This window comes from Enterococcus sp. AZ101, from assembly GCF_050499005.1.
Classification (GTDB): Bacteria; Bacillota; Bacilli; order Lactobacillales; family Enterococcaceae; genus Enterococcus_L; species Enterococcus_L ureilyticus.
This window is the reverse complement of sequence record NZ_JBMHEZ010000001.1, coordinates 1,303,384-1,321,549: the sequence shown is the minus strand read 5'-3', so window position 1 is coordinate 1,321,549 and position 18,166 is coordinate 1,303,384. Positions and strand designations below refer to the sequence as shown.

At 33.7% G+C, this 18,166-nt stretch carries 16 protein-coding genes; 5 read left to right on the top strand and 11 right to left on the bottom strand.

The features are described 5' to 3' along the window. Window positions 1-36: 36 nt before the first annotated feature. From IGJ50_RS06285 to IGJ50_RS06275, 3 genes are all read right to left on the bottom strand, one after another. A complete protein-coding gene (locus tag IGJ50_RS06285) occupies window positions 37-1,020 on the bottom strand; it encodes an aldo/keto reductase (protein ID WP_429949475.1) in 984 nt (327 codons plus the stop codon). An 18-nt stretch (window positions 1,021-1,038) separates the two neighbouring features. After that, window positions 1,039-1,803 (bottom strand): carboxymuconolactone decarboxylase family protein, encoded by a 765-nt coding sequence (locus IGJ50_RS06280; protein ID WP_429949474.1) that lies wholly within the window; start codon window positions 1,801-1,803, stop codon window positions 1,039-1,041. Window positions 1,804-1,988: 185 nt separating this feature from the next. Beyond that, window positions 1,989-2,381 carry a MerR family transcriptional regulator gene (locus IGJ50_RS06275; RefSeq protein WP_429949472.1) on the bottom strand — a complete coding sequence of 131 codons (393 nt, stop codon included), beginning with the start codon at window positions 2,379-2,381 and terminating at the stop codon, window positions 1,989-1,991. Window positions 2,382-2,523: 142 nt separating this feature from the next. Between IGJ50_RS06275 and IGJ50_RS06270 the strand changes: the two genes are divergently transcribed. The 4 genes from IGJ50_RS06270 (at window position 2,524) to IGJ50_RS06255 (ending at window position 4,768) form a co-directional block, all read left to right on the top strand. Beyond that, the gene (locus IGJ50_RS06270) at window positions 2,524-3,360 is read left to right on the top strand and encodes an SDR family oxidoreductase (RefSeq protein WP_429949470.1); all 837 of its coding nucleotides are present in this window, start codon (window positions 2,524-2,526) and stop codon (window positions 3,358-3,360) included. A 140-nt stretch (window positions 3,361-3,500) separates the two neighbouring features. Continuing rightward, window positions 3,501-3,587, top strand: coding sequence for a putative holin-like toxin (locus IGJ50_RS06265; protein ID WP_429950036.1), 87 nt, complete (start codon window positions 3,501-3,503; stop codon window positions 3,585-3,587). Window positions 3,588-4,017: 430 nt separating this feature from the next. After that, the gene (locus IGJ50_RS06260; protein WP_429949468.1) at window positions 4,018-4,434 is read left to right on the top strand and encodes a MurR/RpiR family transcriptional regulator; all 417 of its coding nucleotides are present in this window, start codon (window positions 4,018-4,020) and stop codon (window positions 4,432-4,434) included. 94 nt (window positions 4,435-4,528) lie between these two features. Continuing rightward, complete coding sequence (locus tag IGJ50_RS06255) at window positions 4,529-4,768, top strand: hypothetical protein (protein WP_429949467.1); 240 nt, start codon at window positions 4,529-4,531, stop codon at window positions 4,766-4,768. Window positions 4,769-4,963: 195 nt separating this feature from the next. On the opposite strand, the gene IGJ50_RS06250 is transcribed toward IGJ50_RS06255, so the two are convergent. The 4 genes from IGJ50_RS06250 to IGJ50_RS06235 all read right to left on the bottom strand — a co-directional run bounded on the left by IGJ50_RS06250 (window position 4,964) and on the right by IGJ50_RS06235 (window position 11,180). Further along, a complete protein-coding gene (locus IGJ50_RS06250) occupies window positions 4,964-5,278 on the bottom strand; it encodes a hypothetical protein (RefSeq protein ID WP_429949466.1) in 315 nt (104 codons plus the stop codon). Window positions 5,279-5,626: 348 nt separating this feature from the next. Then, window positions 5,627-6,493, bottom strand: a complete 867-nt coding sequence (locus IGJ50_RS06245; protein WP_429949464.1) for an aldo/keto reductase — start codon at window positions 6,491-6,493, stop codon at window positions 5,627-5,629. Between the two features lie 612 nt (window positions 6,494-7,105). After that, window positions 7,106-7,603 (bottom strand): restriction endonuclease, encoded by a 498-nt coding sequence (locus IGJ50_RS06240; RefSeq protein WP_429949462.1) that lies wholly within the window; start codon window positions 7,601-7,603, stop codon window positions 7,106-7,108. A 34-nt stretch (window positions 7,604-7,637) separates the two neighbouring features. Next, entirely contained in the window at window positions 7,638-11,180 is a 3,543-nt protein-coding gene (locus IGJ50_RS06235) for an AAA domain-containing protein (protein WP_429949461.1), read from the bottom strand. Between the two features lie 1,021 nt (window positions 11,181-12,201). On the opposite strand from IGJ50_RS06235, the gene IGJ50_RS06230 reads away from it, so the two are divergent. Next, window positions 12,202-12,468: a hypothetical protein gene (locus IGJ50_RS06230; RefSeq protein ID WP_429949460.1), complete on the top strand. Its 267-nt coding sequence runs from the start codon at window positions 12,202-12,204 to the stop codon at window positions 12,466-12,468. Between the two features lie 76 nt (window positions 12,469-12,544). Here IGJ50_RS06230 and IGJ50_RS06225 read toward each other — a convergent pair whose 3' ends face one another. The 4 genes from IGJ50_RS06225 to IGJ50_RS06210 form a co-directional block, all read right to left on the bottom strand. Then, a complete protein-coding gene (locus IGJ50_RS06225; protein WP_429949458.1) occupies window positions 12,545-12,904 on the bottom strand; it encodes a DUF6680 family protein in 360 nt (119 codons plus the stop codon). Between the two features lie 13 nt (window positions 12,905-12,917). Continuing rightward, window positions 12,918-14,315: a type I restriction-modification system subunit M gene (locus IGJ50_RS06220; RefSeq protein WP_429949457.1), complete on the bottom strand. Its 1,398-nt coding sequence runs from the start codon at window positions 14,313-14,315 to the stop codon at window positions 12,918-12,920. A 1-nt stretch (window position 14,316) separates the two neighbouring features. After that, the gene (locus IGJ50_RS06215; protein WP_429949456.1) at window positions 14,317-14,889 is read right to left on the bottom strand and encodes a restriction endonuclease subunit S; all 573 of its coding nucleotides are present in this window, start codon (window positions 14,887-14,889) and stop codon (window positions 14,317-14,319) included. A 188-nt stretch (window positions 14,890-15,077) separates the two neighbouring features. Then, window positions 15,078-18,158 carry a type I restriction endonuclease subunit R, EcoR124 family gene (locus tag IGJ50_RS06210; RefSeq protein WP_429949454.1) on the bottom strand — a complete coding sequence of 1,027 codons (3,081 nt, stop codon included), beginning with the start codon at window positions 18,156-18,158 and terminating at the stop codon, window positions 15,078-15,080. Window positions 18,159-18,166 lie beyond the last annotated feature (8 nt).

Genomic DNA, 18,166 nt, shown 5'->3' with positions numbered 1-18,166 from the left:
TTATCTTAAATCCCTCTTTCTAAATCACTCTCTTTTTTATTTATGACCAACAATGACATGAGGAACATAAGGTTCTTCTAGATAGTGCACTTCTTCTTCCGTCAAAATTAAATCCAATGCAGGAATCGCATTCGTCATATGACTTTCTTTTGTTGCGCCAATAATCGGTGCGACAACTGGCCCTTTTTGAAGCAACCAAGCAAGTGCCACTTGGACACGTTCCACTCCACGTTTTTCCGCAATTTCAGCAACTCTTTCAACGATGATACGATCTTGATCTGCTGTTGTATCATATTTTGACCTCGCTGTTTTATCTGTTTCAAAACGTTTGGTTTGCGCGCTCCAATCACGGGTTAAGCGACCTGAGGCCAATGGACTATAAGGTGTCACCGCAATTTTTTGATCTTCACACAACGGTAGCATTTCTCTTTCTTCTTCACGATATAGCAAATTCAAATGATCTTGCATGGAAACGAATTTTGTCCAACCATTTTTTTCAGCTACTGCTTGGGCTTTAGCAAACTGCCACGCAAACATCGCAGAAGCACCAATATAACGGGCTTTTCCAGATTTCACGACATCATGTAAAGCTTCCATCGTCTCTTCAATTTGGGTGTTGTAATCCCAACGATGAATAATGTATAAATCAACATAATCCATCCCTAAACGTTCTAAACTCGCATCAATTTGATGGAAAATTTCTTTTCTTGAAAGTCCACCACTGTTTGGAACGTCTTTTTTCATGGTAGTAAATAATTTGGTCGCCACCACGATTTCATCACGATTCGCATATTCATTCAGTGCCTTACCAAGAATTCGTTCACTTGCACCATATGAATAAACATTGGCAGTATCAAAGAAATTAATCCCTAAATCTAACGCTTTTTTGATAACTTTTTTACTTTCTTCCTCTTCTAAAACCCACTCGTGAAAGCCACTATTCGGGTCACCAAAGCCCATTGCCCCTAAACAAATTCTTGAAACTTCCATTCCTGTATTGCCAAATTTTACATATTCCATTGTATTTCCTCCTCTATTTTATTTTTCGTTTTCTTCGGGTAATATTTCATTGATACAATTTAATGCCGTTAATGTTCTTGGATAGCCGATAAATGGTAGTAGAACGGTAATCGTTTCGATCAATAGTGGCTTTTCATTGCCAACACGCTGATTGTTGCGAATATGCCCTTTTAGTTGTGCATCCGCTCCACCCATTGAAGCCAGCATTGTGAAAATCAGTAATTCACGTTCTTTCGATGTTAGCCCATTTCTTGTAAAATAGTCACCAAAACAATTATCAGCTAAAAATGTAGCAAAATGTTTTTGATTTTCCGGCATCGTTGTGAGCATCTGATCCACAGTATCTCCAGCAACTTCCCGTACAACTTCCATGCCTTTTTCATAACGATTTTCATTGGTGGTTGTTCCTTGTTTTTCCAAAGGAAGTGAAATGCCTCTTTCGGTCAGCACTTCATTGGTCGCGTGTAAGAAATCGAACACCTTCCCTAAACCGGCATATGGCACTGCTTGATAGACAATTTCTTTTATCTCAACTGCTGAAACACCCACATTTAAAGCTGCATTCATCATTGCTTTGTACTCATTAACACATTGCATTGCGATTAAAGAGGCCAGCGTTACTTTCATACGTAACCTTACATCTAGGTTTGAATACTGAAACACTTCATCGAACGTAAAATTGTCAAAAATTTCAATAAATTCTGGATCCGTTTTAGCTAAGGCTGACTCATGGTTTGGAAATAATTCATCATGATTCTTCTGTGCAGTTTGACTGATTAACATAGCATTCCTCCTCGATTTAAAAGCAGTATCATAAATGAGCACTTTTTCTTACTAACAACAACAGTTTAGCTCTTGGAGTTCACTCCAAGTCAAGGGATTTGTTAAAATAAACAAAAAACTTCTAAATCAGACTTCCTCTATAAAATTTAGAAGAAAGACACGATTTAGAAGCCATTCATTTGCTATTATCTATTCATATTAAAATCTCTTAAGGCATTTTCAGCTGGGATCATATGCTCATCATAGTTGGCTAATTTAAACTCTAACCGTTCAATAGCTGTATTTAATTCCGAGGCTTTTTCTTTCAATTCCTCAATTTGATCTGCAATAATTTCTTTACGAGCAGGCACTGTTTCACTGCCCACTTGAAATAAGGTTAAATATTCCACTAACGATTCAATAGATAAGCCCGCATTTCTCATTTGTCTACTAAAAACAATCCAACGCAAATCTTCTTCATCAAAATTACGAATCCCATTATCATTACGTTTGACAGGTGGAATTAACCCAATTCGCTCATAATACCTGATGGTATCTGCAGACACCCCACTTAGTTCACTTACTTTCTTTATATTCATGCCCCATTCCTCCTCCACGCATTCCTTAGCTCGTCTACTTCATTTTCATTATAAAACAAATTTAGCCTCTTTTACAAACTTTCTTATTGACTTAGAGTCTACTTAAAGAGATAAACTAGCCCCAGAATGAACAATTGGAGGAATGCAATATGAAAAAACAATCTTTGCTAATACTGGTATCAGCAGTGGATTTGGCTTAGAATTGACAAAGCAATTATTGGCGAATGGACAAACTGTTATCGGGACGGTACGCAAGGATACAACTGTACAAGACTTAATGGCACAATATCCAGAAACCTTTGATCGAGAATTTTTAGATGTAACCGATGCAACTGGTATCAAAAAATTAGTGGATAAAGTCTATGAAAAATATGGCGCAATCGATGTGCTGGTAAATAATGCTGGTTACGGCTTATTTGGAGCGGCGGAAGAATTAACGGATCAAGAGGCAGCTAAAATTATCGCAACTAATTTAACAGGTTCTATTCAAATGATACGTGCTGTGACTCCTTTTATGCGTGAGCAACAAGCTGGTCGCATCATTCAAATTTCTTCATATGGTGGACAAGTCGCTTTTGCTGGAAATTCTATGTATCATGCGACTAAATGGGGAATCGAAGGTTTTTGCGAGTCTGTCGCTCAAGAATTAGCGCCATTTAATATTGGCGTAACCATTGTTGAACCTGGTAATGCACGTACAGAATTCCACTCTGGCAGTGCACAAGTTACTGAATTGATGCCTGAATATGACAATAATCCAGCGCATGCCTTTTTAACTATGTTAGACCCAGTAAATGGATTGGCCGCTGGTGATCCAGAAAGAATGGCAACAAAAATTATTGAAAGTGCGGCGATTGAACCTGCTCCATTACGGATGGTTCTAGGATCACAAGCCTTGGATAGTACAATTCAAACCTTGGAAAAACGCGTGGCAGATTTTAAAAAGCAAACTGAATTGGCCGCTTCGACTGATTTTTAATGTTTATTATAAAAGAATCATCAATTGATGGATAGATTACGTATTTTTATAGTGTAGAAAAGTAAAAAAGATGGTGGCTAACTCTCTGATAAAGGGGTGATGCCTATGGTTTTTGGCTTTATCCCTAGAAAGGAATAAGCATGTCCGTTTTTGAAGCATTGACACTAATGATTGCTTTTGCAACTTTAGTTGTGCTGATAATGGATAAAAACAAACCAAAAAAATAACCATCTAATTTCACTTTGACCAGTAATTAGATGGTAATCAACATTTAATGACAGTCACCGTCTTTTAAACGGTTCTACAAGAGAGGCGGGGTTTCCTGCCTCTTTTCATTTATTATCGTAACACAATTTTTTTTGATTGTCAGTATTTTTGAAGCAAAAAAATAAATAGCTAAAGATTCATCAAATTCTGTATTTTTTGCGTATTTTTATAGTGTAGAAAAGTAAAAAGTATGTTTAATATAAAACTGATTGAGTCTGGTTACAATCTTTTACAGGACATTTGGTCCAACGTTTCACGATTCACTCAATTTGTTCTTTTTTAGTGAAATAAAGTGAAGCGAATGAGATCAAAATTTTAAACTTGTTATTTTATATTGACTTTCAATTTATTTTACCGTATAAGAAGACTATAGAAAGGACGTTGAACACAATGAAACTGCTCCAACGAATCGAAGAATATACGGTGAATCAAAATGATTCAAAAAGACAAATCGCTGAATTTATTTTAGATCATAAAAATGATATTTATAGAATTTCTATGGAACGAATTGCTGAACAGACTTTTTCATCTAAATCTGTATTAGTTCGTTTTGGTAAATCACTTGGCTTTAATGGTTGGAAAGATTTTACTTTGGATTTGATTGAAGAAATCCGCTACGAACAAGCTCATTACTCAGATATTAATCCGAATATCCCTTTTGAAAGTAACGATTCCTATGCTGATATCATTCATAAAATAGCGACAATTCAAGTAGAAAGTATTCAAGATACCGCTGATCAAATTGATGAAGAGGTTTTGAATAAGCTGTCAACATGTTACTTAATGCAAGACGAATTGTCATTTTAGGGGTCAGTCCGAATAACCTGATTGGTAAAATTTTTAGACGTAAGATGGGGATCTTGGGAGATCAGTAGAAGTTATTTCCAGTGGAGAAATCGGGATGACCGCTCATTCTCTCACTAAAAATGATGTTGCGATTATTATTTCATACTCAGGCAATGATGTTTCCAGAGAACCAATGAAGTTTATTCCAATAATGAAGGAGCACGGCGTGAAGTTGATTGGCTTAACCAGTGATGGTGGCAATTATATGGACACAATCCTTACCATTTCTTCAAGAGAGCGCCCATATAAAAAATCAGCAACTTCTCTACTGAAGAATCGATTTTATTTCTTTTAAATGTTTTATATGCAGTCAATTTTTCAAAAGACTATATTAGCAATTACAATTACAAAGTAAAAAACTCAATCTTGTTAGAAGAAACAAGACGAGTCAAACAAACAGATATAAAAGAATAAAATTATGGCCTAATAAAAAAGCTACTGCCAAACTTAATTAAGTAAAGTTTAGCAGTAGCTTTCATATAGACAGAATTTATTCATCATAAATAACAAAATCAAAACCATCTTCTGGCTCCCCAACCTGATAGCCCATTATTTCTGTTGCTTTCTCCTTAAACAAATCGAACCATTGATTCCATTCATCCTGTGGTAGCTTCGCATAAAAACTTAAACCACTTGGTTCAACAGAAACCTCAATTAATTTTTCGTTATCCCCTCCATACCAACAAGGCTTACCATTATCTCCCCCATTCCAATGAGGCATCTGCTTATATAAGTATCCTAATTCATCCCAAATAGGATCTGGTGCTGAGTAATGAATATTTAAATTACAATTATGTACGTCCATCCTTCTACTCCTTTATGATGATATTTTTGTTTAAAGTAAAGATTTTAACTAACTTCTGTTGGGTATATCATTGCGCGAGATACTTAAGAAATTACTGGTCTCAATTGAGGCCTCTTTACTTAATTTCACCACCGTTTTAACGGTTCCAGCTAAGCCACTTCATCCATAAATTGAGAATGGAATAATCGTTTTACTAGCTAAATCGTTCTTCTCAAAAAAGCTATACATTGCTATTAGAAAAATAAAGAACAATAGCTTTACTATTTTGATTAACTTTTGTACTATCCGATTGAAAACAACCAGATAATACAAACAGTAATGACGAAATTAAGAACAATATCTTTTTCATTATTTCTCTGTCTCTTTCATCCGATTCATAAACCATTCCACTTGTTGCGGTGCGTCATGATCGAAAAATGCCGATTCTTTCATATCTAAACTTGCAATTTTTTTAATATCTTCTTTCGATAATTCAAAATCAAAGATATCAATATTTTCAACCATTCGTTCTGGACGAACAGATTTTGCCAAAGCGATAATTCCACGTTGCATTAACCAACGAAGTACCACTTGACCAACCGTTTTACCATATTGTGCCCCAATTTCAGTCAAAACTGGATTTGTAAACAAATCATGTCGTCCCTCTGCAAACGGTGCCCAAGCTTCTACTTGTACATCATACTTCTCATGCCATTCTTGGTCTTTGATTCGCTGATTCCAAGGATTCACCTCAATTTGATTGATCTGCGGTTTCACTTCATTCAATCCTACAAATTCAATTATTTTAGCTGATTTAAAGTTTGAGATACCAATCGCTCGTAGCTTCCCTGCTTTTTGAGCTGCACACATGGCTCTCCATGCGCCATAAATATCTCCGTAAGGTTGATGAATCAGATAAAGATCTAGAGAATCCAATCCCATAGTTGTAAGTGATTGCTCAATTGTTTCAGTAGCTTTAGCTTCCGGGGCTTGCAAAATAAAAAGTTTTGACGTAACAAATAGTTCTTCACGCGTCACAAGTTTTTCATCAATTGCACGTTTGATGCCTTCCCCTGTCTCTTTTTCATTTCCATAAATAGACGCCGTATCAATCAAACGATATCCTGCCTTGATTGCTTGGTAAACGGCCTCCGCTGTTTCATTTAACGGGATTTGATACACTCCGAATCCAAGTTGCGGCATTTCTACACCATTGTTTAATTTGACTGTTTTCATCTCAATTTCCTCCTCTATTTTTCTTTACATGATCTATCTTAAACCATGAAGTGAACTCCAGCGCAAGTAGAACATTCTATTTTTTTGTTCCCATAGTTTTTCAATCTTATCAGGTTCCATCTCGTCTGCTTTAAATTTTGCTAGATAATTTCTTCGACTTTCTGTAATTCTCGTAATTGGCAAATTCAATCAAGAATCCAACAGATAATCCAGTATGTCGTAAACTTTTAGATAAACAACCCCAATTGAAATCATTTGTTCCGTAATCACGATATCCATTTGAATTCTGAATAACTGATTGAATTACTTCTACGCGATGAAGTGTAGTATTCTCAAAATGTATGCCTCTTTGTCTATTGAAGATAACCATCATTTTCACCGAAGATAATTGTTTTTATATTCTCATTCCTTTTTCTTTCTGCTTTGATACGCGCCCATTTATTTATATTTAGCGTGTAGAATGTCAATAAAAAAGCTGAGTAGGTTCTGATTTAGAACGTTACTCAACTTTATGTTTTATTCACTTTTTTACATTATTAGAAGTATTCACACTGCTATTTACGAAAAATAAATTCTTAATTTTTTTACAAAATATTGATTTATTCTAATCAACTAATTCGTTATTTTTCTTATTATTTTATGAAGTTCATCCCGATCAATTAGATAGACACCTGTTTTATGAGCTAATTCTTTTGCGGACTTTGTGAAATAGCTGTTTGTAACCACGTATACATCAGCCAAGTCATAGTAACTTTTCCCAGCATGCGCTTCTTGAACAGCCTTATTTCCGACATTTTTCTTATATCTTTTGCATTGATAACCTATTTTTCGATTTTCACTATATGCTAAAACATCAATTCCTTGGTCACCTTGGTATTTTGTCACTCTTACTTTTTTATAATTTGATTTTCTTAATACGTTAGCGAAATAATGTTCGAATTTTTCTCCAGTCATTTGGTCAATATCTTTTAATTCATAGTTTTTGTTTCTTTCGATGAAAAGTAAAATGATTTTGTGTAGATAGTTTAGGATCACAATCCCTACTACCAACCAAATTGCTTTATTTTCTATTAAAGGTTTCAATAATGCTAACCAGTCACTTGTATTCATGTGCTCTCCTATAAACATGTTCTTTTAGTATAAACTAAAGCTCACCTTGAATTAACTTAATTGATTCATTCTCTTGCCAAAGCTCTCGGTCACCAATCACATATAAACGATACTTGGCTCTTGTCACAGCAACGTTTACAATATTATCGTTTACCCAGCGAACGGCTCCTTTAGCAGTCGAATCACAGCCAAGTAAAAATATCACTTCGTTTGCTTCTTTCCCTTGAAAACGATGAACTGTTCCACAATTTTCTTCCAACCAATAATCTAAATAATCGCCTGCAATTCTTTTTAATGCTTCAGATTGTCCTGCTATCTTTTTGAAACCATTGATCACACTCGTAAATGGTGAAATGACATATAGACTAGGCAAGTCAGGTACTCGCCTAAATGCTTCTTCTACATAAGATAATGCGACTTTAGCTTGTTCTAGAACATGATGATCTTTATCTCCCATTTCTTTTCCAGACACATCTTCCCATTTTGATTCAAGTTTAATAAAGGACTGACTCACTATATCTTTTGGTTTGTTTGTACAGCTTATCATCGTGTTGTTGTATGATAATGCATTAGAAATCGTAAACATTGGCTCTAAACATCTTCTATGAACAATCAACGGACTTCCAACCCACTCTTCTTCTTTTTCGCCATTAAGCAATGTCGTACCAATAACATTGATACTATCGGCAAAACTTTGCACAGAGATTTTTTTATCTTGATAATCGGATAATTCTTTTGTAACAAACAAGCGCATTAAAGCATCAACATCATCTGTAACAATTGGTTCTACTTGTTTTGGGTCTCCTACAATAATTGACTTCTTAAATCGCCATAATGCTCCAACAGCCATTTGTGGTGTTGCTTGCCCAGCTTCATCAATAATTAATTGTCCTAAACTTTTCGGTGTTTCAATTCCATCTAAAAATCTAGCTACTGAGGCAAATGTTGTGGAAATAACAGGTGTAATCAGAAAGACTGTATTTAATAAATGCTCATATGCTGCTCGTTTATCTTTAGTAGAAAAGTGACACATTTCTTGCTCACTATTTTTTCTAAACTTCCATAAGCACCCTAAATTAATTAAATTATGTCTAACATATTTCGACGATAAAACAAAATATTTATTGACTTGTAGTGCCAAATAAAATAGTTTTTCTCTTTCACGATTGTATTCTTCTGTCGTCCAAGGATTCGACAATTGTTCTTTTTCATTATTAGAATGTAGCTGTCTAAAGAATTGCTCATCAATAACCGTAATTCCATCAGCCTTTAAAGTACGTACTTGTTCGATATAATCATTTGTGATCACTTCTTTCACTCTATCAAGAAGAAGGATTTTTTGCTTATTATCGTTAATTGATTCTTCCAAATAAGCAGTTTCATTTTTTATAATTTGAGCATTTTTATTGACCTTTTTATATTCTTTTTCAATCTTTACTTCTTCATTTATAATTACTTTCAATTGTTCTTCAAGTGGATTTCTCGATTTTAAAATCAAACTTTTCTGATTTATAAGTTCATCTCGCTTCATTTTCTCTTCTTCAATTTCTGTCAATCGTTGTGTTGTTAGCCATTTGCCTAAAATGATTTCGATAAATTTCCGATTATCTTCTAATTCTGTGATTCGTTCTTTACAATTTTTAAGCTCACTTTTCAGACTCTCTAAATGATTGTTTACTTCTTCCACGTTTAGTTCTGAAGACTTTCGTTCAGTGTTTTTTTCTAGTAATATACGTTGTATTTCTTTCATTTTTATTTCAAATACACGTATTCTTTCTTGCTCAGTTTTAAGTTGTTTTTCCTTATGAATGATCTGCTTTTTTAATTCATTTTGCTGTAAGTCTGCCGTATATAGCTTTGAATCTCTGACATTCATTATTTTACTAGTTTCAGAAAGCTTTTGTTGAATTCTCATGACTTTTTCTAACTGCTTTTTAAATATAGATTTAGCATTGGCAAATTCTTTTTTATTATCAAATGAATGAGCTCCAATGTTTTTTATGATGGGATCAACAACTTTGTAGTAATAATCTTTCAAATTTTTTCTCTTTCCAAGTGGAGCAGATATCAACCCCCATTCAGAAAATAAATCTACATTTTCCATTTCTTCGTTATTCTTCAGGTCATGTGCTAAAGCTGAAAAATAGATATCTTTTTGCACTAAATCAACTGTTTTTCGTTTATTGTCTTTCGTAAAACTTGAAAATGAAAATTCAAGTGTGTTTTGTTCTTTAGTTAAATCGAATAATTGTTTAATTTCTTTGCACTGTTCTGATGCTAGTGAGTCATGTAAGCTTTCGTACTCTGGTAAATCTTTGGTTATGTTTTCAACAGCTGCATTATTCGATGAAGCAACTAACATACCATATTTTGAAATTTCGTCATTTTTAAATGCATAATAATTTCCAAACTTCTTATCATAACCATTTTCTTTTTTTGTCCCATCACTAAATGTTCTTTTTACAAATGCATCATCTGCTTGGTCATATTCAGATAATAAAGAAGCTACTTTTACCACATTATGTGCAACAATCTCTTTTAGTAGTGTTGTTTTTCCAGTACCCGGAGGACCATTGACTGAAAAATAATCATCTTTATTCGTCAAATAAGCATTAATCGCCACTTGCTGCATCAATGCTGGCTGATGATCTGATGGCCATTTACCTATGGGTGCATTCGCAGGATCTAATAATTCTTTCAAGAAATTATCTTCAGTACGAATGTTTATTTTTCTAGATTTTTCCTTATCAAAAGAATGAGCCATTAAACTTGTCACATAATTCGTAAAGTCTTTTGATGGTAATATCTCCTGCTTTAATTGATCAATTACCATCTCAAAGTCTTTCTGAAAAAAACCTGTCATTAGATCGCTATAATCTTCAAGAGAATCGTTTAATCGTTCCAATTCATCTTTCGTTTTGAATCTAGTATAAATCAATGAGCCCTCAAAAGTCGCTTGAATATTTTTCACCCAACGTTTAACAAATATCTCATAAATATAATCATACATTGATTTTAATAATGTATCGTCAACAAATAATTCATCCTGTTCTTTCATAAAATACTTCTCGATATTATCCATGGTTTGGTCATATTCCGAAAGTGACATTTTATTTTTAATATTGTCTGGATAATGGAAACAAATAGCCGTTCCCCAAAGTAAAGGAGAAACTTTAAGCGATCCTTTAATATATGTTCCTTCTTTTGTTACTTTCAAGGCGTACATACAAATTTTTTCACGATTTTTCTCTACGATTTCTTTTTCTTTTATTAGCGAGAACAGTGCTTCAATTATACTGTTTCGAGCAACTTTCCCAACCATAATATGAATTGCCGCCCCCTCAAAAGGAAACACCTTTATTACTTCTTCTCTTTTGCTTATTGTTTCTTTCACAGTTGTATTTAAAGGGATATTTTCAAAAATAGTTAAAGAATTTGAATACACTTTTCGTTTTGATAAAACATCTTTTATCTGTTTTACTTGTAATTTAGAAGGGTATGGAAACTTATTCTGATCAAGAAACTCAACCATTCTCCAATATTCGATAATATCCGTCACTAATTTAGTATTTTCCATTTCAAAAAAACCACTTTTCGTTTTATTTTTAAAACTAATTGTACCATATTATCTTTTACTTTTTGTATTTATTATCCATTTGAAACAAATTTTATTCACAGTGTGTCTTCATTCTCTCCATCATTTCCAATACTAAAAAAGTTAAGCAGTTTTTTGATACAGAAACTCACTCAACTCCCTTACTTTTATAAAACCAATTTTTTAAAGTTTTCTTCAAATCATTCCTTCTTAATCATCTAGTTTGTTGTCCTTCTAGAATTGGCAGATAGACGTCTTTGCCCCAAATTTCAGGATGATAGTTTTAGTATGATTATAAATTCCGAATTTTTGTTCGCTTTTTTCTCTGTTCGCCTTGATTCTCGCTGTCGATTTATTTATACTTAGTGTATAGAATGGAAATAAAAAAGCTGAGTAAGTCCTGATTCAGAACATCACTCAACTTTATGACAATTTAATCCTTGGCACCTTTTTGTTTGGCTGGCACTGAACGGAAATGGTCTTGAAAACAGCAACCACTGCCCACACAAGTATGCCGATAGTAAATGAATCACTAGCTTTTTTGTTGTGTCTCTTTTTGAGCTACCACTAGAAAGGATTGCTAGGTTTCTTTAATGTACTATTGACTTATTCAGGTATTGGACATTGCGCCAATGCCTTTTTTGTTTCTATTCTAGGTCTGATTTTATTGATGGTGGTGATAACGAAACGTAACGATGTACAAGTTTAAAAATAGAAAAATAAAAAACGGCACCTTACAACCTGACTGGCATCACGTTGCAAGGCCCCGAATAAACAGCAACCACTGCTTATCCGAGTTGCCGATAGCGCGTACCGAAGTACTCGCATGTTTTATTGTACTTAATTTTGATTGATTTTACTAGTCTCTTTGTTAGATTCTTTCATCTTTTTGGCGATTTCATGTGTTCTTTGACGAACTATTGCACACGATGAGGCACAGATAGGTCTGATCGTTTTTTATTTTCCTGTTGGTTTTTCAAAAAAAAGGAATGGATGTGTAGTGATGAGTAAAGAACAGAATTTGAAAGCGGTACCTTATCAGGATATTTTGGATGTGAGGAGTGAGTTGATCAAGCTTCGGTCTTGGCAGAAGTCGTTGGTTTATTTGGATGAGTTTTTTGACGGGAAGGTTACGAGGAATAAGAAGGATATGCGGATGCGGTATTATTCTTGTCAGCAGTTGTATCAGGTTTTTTCTGGGGATTTTGAGGGGGTATTGAAGGAGAGTGAGGAGATTGTAGCGAGGATGGTTCAGAGAGGGAAAGTGTAAATTTAACCCACATATATATAATAGAGAGTAAATAAAAACAGCTTGTTTTCTTTACTCTCTATAAATTATCTGCCCCTTAAAATTTGGAATTTTTTGTTAAATAGATGACATCAAAATTAGCTTCCAATCCAAGATAGGTGTACATGATTTTAAACAAATTCCCCAATTTTTCTCGTTCAAATCCAATGCGTTGGTCCATTGCAAACTCAAACTCTTTTAGTGCATCTAATACTTCTTTTGATTCAGAAAAAATCAAAGGAATTGAATTTAACGCTTTTTGAAACTCTTTTAATCGAGGAAAATCTCGATGTTCCACCAATCTTTCTAATAGTTGTTTCTGTTTTTCTTTCTTTTCATCACGCTTCTTACTATAGTTGCTCCATGCATATAGAGCAATAGGACAAACAACAACACTAATACTTACTAACTGTTCCATAATCTTTCCTCCTTTAATATTTACCATCTAAAATTTTATAATAATTTTTAATTTGTTGTTCAATACGAATAATTTCACTATCTACTTTAGAAATTTCATCTTCTAATTTTTTCAGATTCAATTCCTTCGATTCTTCAAAACGATCAACATACTTTGATAAACTCAAATCATAATCCTTAGAAGCAATTTCTTCACGTGTTGCTAAATGACTAAATTTATTTTCTCTCTTCCTATCATGATATGTTTCAATTATATGTTCTATATGCTCACTATTTAAAAAGTTTTTACTCCTACCCTTTTCGAATTCATTAGATGCATCAATAAATACGATCTTATCTTCCCTCTTACGATTTTTTCTAGCAATTAATATACACGTAGAAATAGATGTTCCAAAAAATATATTTTCTGGCAATTGAATGACTGCATCTAAATAGTTTAATTCATCAATCAATTGTTTTCTAATTTGTTGTTCTCTGCCACCTCTAAACAAAGCACCTAGAGGTAACACAACTGCCATTGTTCCATTTTCATTTAAATGATAAAGCATTTGTTGAACAAATGCGTAATCAGCTTTACTTTTTGGTGCCAACGTGTGAAACGGCTCAAATTGTTTTTCCCATTCTCCAGACCAACTTATACTGTATGGCGGGTTTGCGATAATCCTATCAAACTGTCCTTGCGAAAAAACATCTTCATCAAGTGCATTGCCCAATTTTAGGTCAAAGTCGGCTACATCATTAACTATCAAATTCATCATAGCTAAACGGTATTGCGTAAGATTTGCTTCCTGACCATATACCATTACTCCAGGATAACTTTGAGCAGCCGAAACCAAAAAATTTCCGGAACCGCATGATGGATCATAAATATTCTCTATCTGTTGCGCATTTTTTGTAATCATTCTAGTGAGTAATTCTGTAATTTTACTTGGCGCATAAGCACCAGTTTTGATGAGATCATTCTCCATATAGAAATTTAGTAATTGATTAAACACTTGCTGAATTTCTACTAGTCCCTCATTACTATAGATATACTCTATGAGTAACGCTGCTTCAAAAAGTTTATTCCCTCTATCGACATCTTTTAAATCCGTTCTAAATAACGATGAATATTTTTTATTTAATTTATTTGAACGAAAATTTTTAAAAGCATCATCAAATTGTTTTGACAAGTCATTCCTATTTATTTTCCAATCGTTAACCAATGTATTGAAACGATATTCTTGTTCTATATAATAATCAACTTGTTCAGTAATTTTTTGATCTACAACATCTAAATTTTTCCTACTCGAACTCTGTAGCTTAGCCGACATTACACAATAACAAAATAACTCTAAAATAAATTCAGTATATGCAAGTTTATCAATACTACTATTTATTAATTCAACAAATCTTTCATAATTAGCTTTCATATTAAAGCTCCTCTCTTTCAAATATTTTTATTTTTTCTTTTGTTAAAAGTTCAGTAAGACGAATCCTTTTTTTGTAAAGGTTACTTGCTGTCTTTTGAGAATGATACAAATAACCAATAATCTCTTGCTTTTCTTTGCTCGGTAATGAAATGTCCATTTTTTTTAATTTTGCAATACTTATTTTTTTCATAACCGATCCTTGAACCGATTGTAATAATTGCTTTTTGCTTTCTTCGCTTTCATTAAACCAATAGAGAAAAAAATCTGGATTTAATAGCTCCTTGTTTTTAGGAATAGCTTTAACAAAATTGGCATTGATTACATAACCATTAAATTCGTCTCTAACTTTTGTACAATCTCCTTTATACAAATTAATAATAATATCATTTGTTTCTATTTGTTGAATCGTTTTGGACGTTTGAACATATTTTGTCTTAATTTCATTCAATGTAACCGAATCATCCATATAAAATTGCTCATTTTCATAAACCGGATACAAAATCCCTTGTGGTTCATTCTCGATACGAGTTAATAACGTACCTGATTCAAAAGTCATAACCTCTTCTAATAACATTTCAGAACCTCCGCGTAATATTTCTATATTACATATATTACTACAAAGCAAAACAAGTTGCAACACTTTTTCGTAATATTTTTATATTACAAAAAAACAAAAAGAACGAATTCCTGTCAAAAGACATTCATCCGTTCTTTAATAGAATAAATTAGACATCCATCTAACCCTATTCAACAAGTAAGCAACTATTTAAATTGTTGTTTCACTTCAGCCATCCAATCTGGAAGAAGCTTTGTTAATACCATAATATGTTTTAATCTATTCCCCGCAGTTTGATTTTCAGCTTTAGTCAAGTCAACATGCTTCGTTAAATCATCAATATAAGGGATTAGATCTGGTTGAGAGATAGAATATGCCTCTACAGAGTTTGCAAGCACTGTACTATCTATTCCCCATTCTTTAGAAAATTGTTCAATTTTATTTTGAATTTTCTCTTGTTTCCATTTACCAAAAGAGTCATCAAAATTTTCATTTCCTGGTAGATGTCCTGGAACTAACTCAGTATCTACAAATTCCTTTAACAACTGGGCTTGTTTGTCTTCACCCATGTCACTTAATTCTTGAATTTGTTCATGAATGATTCTAAGTGTCTCAGTGTTCACTGTTTGGATACCATCAACCGTACTCACTTTTGAACCAATTAAACCAAGTATATGAGCCGCACTAATTACCTGAGTGCCTGCTAATTTAGTTTTTCCAACTAATGGAATAATCGTGGTGTTCGGGGATGGTGTCCCTGGCTTATCAATTAGATTCTTATAAGCACCTACATATTTCAACCACGTATGTTCATCTAGCCCAAATAAGCGATCATCCCATTTAAATTCATAATATTGTTCAACTAAATTCAATTCTTCTGCGGCTTCTTTGAAAGCTAAAATGAAATTCTCTTTTTCTTCTTCTTGATCTTTAAGTGTCTGCCATTCGGTTGGATCTGGTAAAGTTGGAATCATATCAGAAATAGTTATTTCTAGCTTCTGAACAGCTGTACTGTAAGTATCAACGATCGCTCGACTACTCTTTCCACCACTACCATATAGTTTTAATGCTATATCTACCGTTTCTTCTGTCCAACTAGGATACTGAAAATTAACGACTGTACCAAATTCTTTTGATGAACCGAACACACGGTTTGTACGTGAATAGGCTTGAATTAATCCCTGTAGTTCCAATGAACGATCTACATAAAGTGTGTTTAGTCGTTTTGAATCATAACCTGTCAGCAATTGATCGGCTACAATAATCAGGTCAATATTTTTAGGGTTACGTCCACTTCCTCCACGTGGTGCTCGATCAATAATATCTTCAAAGTAAGCATCTTCTCCACGCTTTTTATCACCAGCGATATATTCAATTCCAGTATAGGCTGAATAGTCTTTAAACATTTTTTTGACTAGTTTAGGATCTAAATTATCCGGATCATTTTCATTTCCAAAACTAAACGTCATTGCGATATTTAACTTCTCATTTCGCTCATTTAATTGTTTTTCAAATTCGTCATAATAAGCAATCACTCGCTCTTTATAAGCAGCTGTCAGTATCGCATTAAATTCTTTCCCCTGTGACTGTGAGTCCCAATTATTTAAAATTTCTTCTACCACTCGTGGGATATGTGTTTCGTCTTGATACTGTAGAATTTTTCTTTTCTTAGCTTGTTGCTCGACTTTTGCATTGGACCATTGTTGTACAAAGCGTTCCGCTTCTCGATCGTTTAGTTCAGGTTTCTCTTCTTTTACAAATGGTAAAAGTTGCTCACGTAAGTCATCATGACTTTTAAACTCACCTGTGTTGATATAATCAACATGAAATCCTAAGACATTTCCATCAGAAATCGCTTCATCAATCGTATATTGATGTAATTTTTTCCCGAATAGCTTTTCTGTCGTATTGATGACTTCACTTTTCTCGTTAATCTTTCCTTTGATTTTATTCTCATCAAATAAAGGAGTACCCGTAAAGCCAAAAAACAAACTGTTCTTTTTAAAATATTTCGTGATCGTTCCCATCATTTGTCCCATCGTTGTACGATGAGCTTCATCAATAATAAAGACAATCCTCTTATTAGACAAACGGTCATCTTGGACATCTTCTAATTCGTTTACTAAGGAATTTAATTTAAAGGTGGTTGTTACGACAATTCCTCTGTTCACAGAAAGTAAATGCTTTCTAAGTTGGGAGGTATATTTTGTACTATCCACTGTAACAGATTCATATTTTGCATAGGCTTTAAAGTTTTCACTTGTCCTATTATCTAGCTCTCTCCGATCAACTAAAAATACGACTTTATCAAATCCAGCTCGAGTCGAAAGGAATAAGGCTGTTTTAAAGCTAGTAATGGTCTTTCCTGATCCAGTCGTGTGCCACACAAAGCCACCATGGGGAATCCCATCATTATCCCAGCCAAAAGCTGCTCCTTCAATGGCTTGTAAGGCATATACCTGATATGGACGCATTAACATATGTCGTCTATTTTCTTCTTCACTTGCCTCATCAATGACTAAATAATCACCAACCATTTGATGAGCCATTGGAATACTTAAAAAGTACTCCACCACTTTTTGCCAGTCATTAATCGCATGATTCTTTTTATCCGACCAATGGAAAACAAAACTTGGATTAAAGCTATCAACTGTTTTTGGGGTAGCAAAATATCTAGTTTCGATTTCAGTTGCAATAACCATCATTTGGGAAAAAGCCATAAAATTATTGGTGTATTCACCGTCTTGATAATAACGAATAAATTGACCGAATGCTTCGTCTAGCGTTTTGTCTGTGCGTTTTTGTTCAATATTGATAAGGGGTAAGCCATTGATTAATAAGATTATATCAAAACGATTTCCATTATCTGATTCCACTTCTCTAGCTATCTTATAACTCGAATCACCACCAGTGATTGCAGCCTTTTTAAAAATGGTTAACGTTATTTGATTTTTAGTAACACCAGGTTGCTTATCACGATAAATCCCATCAATCTTTCCTTTAGATTCTTCAATCGCTAGAAGTTTGGCCGCTTCATAGCTGTTACTAATTTGAGTGACTTTTGTCATTACTTGATTGAATTCATTATCTGTTAAAGGGATATTCTCAAGCTGATCTGCATTCATTCGATTTAGTTTTCCACGCCAATGATTGATTAAATCTGTGACTGTTACTTTTTGTTTATTTCCGTTTAATTTGTCTGGAGCTTTCCATTGATACTTTTGAAGTTCTTTCACGAAATTTTCCTGAAACGCCTTTTCTGAAGCATCTTTTGGTGCATTACTCATTTTTTCAC

What these genes read in the sequence shown, in the direction of transcription:
- IGJ50_RS06285 (WP_429949475.1), bottom strand. Translation starts at nt 1,020, where the DNA reads ATGGAATATGTAAAATTTGGCAATACAGGAATGGAAGTTTCAAGAATT.
- IGJ50_RS06280 (WP_429949474.1), bottom strand. Translation starts at nt 1,803, where the DNA reads ATGTTAATCAGTCAAACTGCACAGAAGAATCATGATGAATTATTTCCA.
- IGJ50_RS06275 (WP_429949472.1), bottom strand. Translation starts at nt 2,381, where the DNA reads ATGAATATAAAGAAAGTAAGTGAACTAAGTGGGGTGTCTGCAGATACC.
- IGJ50_RS06270 (WP_429949470.1), top strand. Translation starts at nt 2,524, where the DNA reads ATGCAATATGAAAAAACAATCTTTGCTAATACTGGTATCAGCAGTGGA.
- IGJ50_RS06265 (WP_429950036.1), top strand. Translation starts at nt 3,501, where the DNA reads ATGTCCGTTTTTGAAGCATTGACACTAATGATTGCTTTTGCAACTTTA.
- IGJ50_RS06260 (WP_429949468.1), top strand. Translation starts at nt 4,018, where the DNA reads ATGAAACTGCTCCAACGAATCGAAGAATATACGGTGAATCAAAATGAT.
- IGJ50_RS06255 (WP_429949467.1), top strand. Translation starts at nt 4,529, where the DNA reads ATGACCGCTCATTCTCTCACTAAAAATGATGTTGCGATTATTATTTCA.
- IGJ50_RS06250 (WP_429949466.1), bottom strand. Translation starts at nt 5,278, where the DNA reads ATGGACGTACATAATTGTAATTTAAATATTCATTACTCAGCACCAGAT.
- IGJ50_RS06245 (WP_429949464.1), bottom strand. Translation starts at nt 6,493, where the DNA reads ATGAAAACAGTCAAATTAAACAATGGTGTAGAAATGCCGCAACTTGGA.
- IGJ50_RS06240 (WP_429949462.1), bottom strand. Translation starts at nt 7,603, where the DNA reads ATGAATACAAGTGACTGGTTAGCATTATTGAAACCTTTAATAGAAAAT.
- IGJ50_RS06235 (WP_429949461.1), bottom strand. Translation starts at nt 11,180, where the DNA reads ATGGAAAATACTAAATTAGTGACGGATATTATCGAATATTGGAGAATG.
- IGJ50_RS06230 (WP_429949460.1), top strand. Translation starts at nt 12,202, where the DNA reads ATGAGTAAAGAACAGAATTTGAAAGCGGTACCTTATCAGGATATTTTG.
- IGJ50_RS06225 (WP_429949458.1), bottom strand. Translation starts at nt 12,904, where the DNA reads ATGGAACAGTTAGTAAGTATTAGTGTTGTTGTTTGTCCTATTGCTCTA.
- IGJ50_RS06220 (WP_429949457.1), bottom strand. Translation starts at nt 14,315, where the DNA reads ATGAAAGCTAATTATGAAAGATTTGTTGAATTAATAAATAGTAGTATT.
- IGJ50_RS06215 (WP_429949456.1), bottom strand. Translation starts at nt 14,889, where the DNA reads ATGTTATTAGAAGAGGTTATGACTTTTGAATCAGGTACGTTATTAACT.
- IGJ50_RS06210 (WP_429949454.1), bottom strand. Translation starts at nt 18,158, where the DNA reads ATGAGTAATGCACCAAAAGATGCTTCAGAAAAGGCGTTTCAGGAAAAT.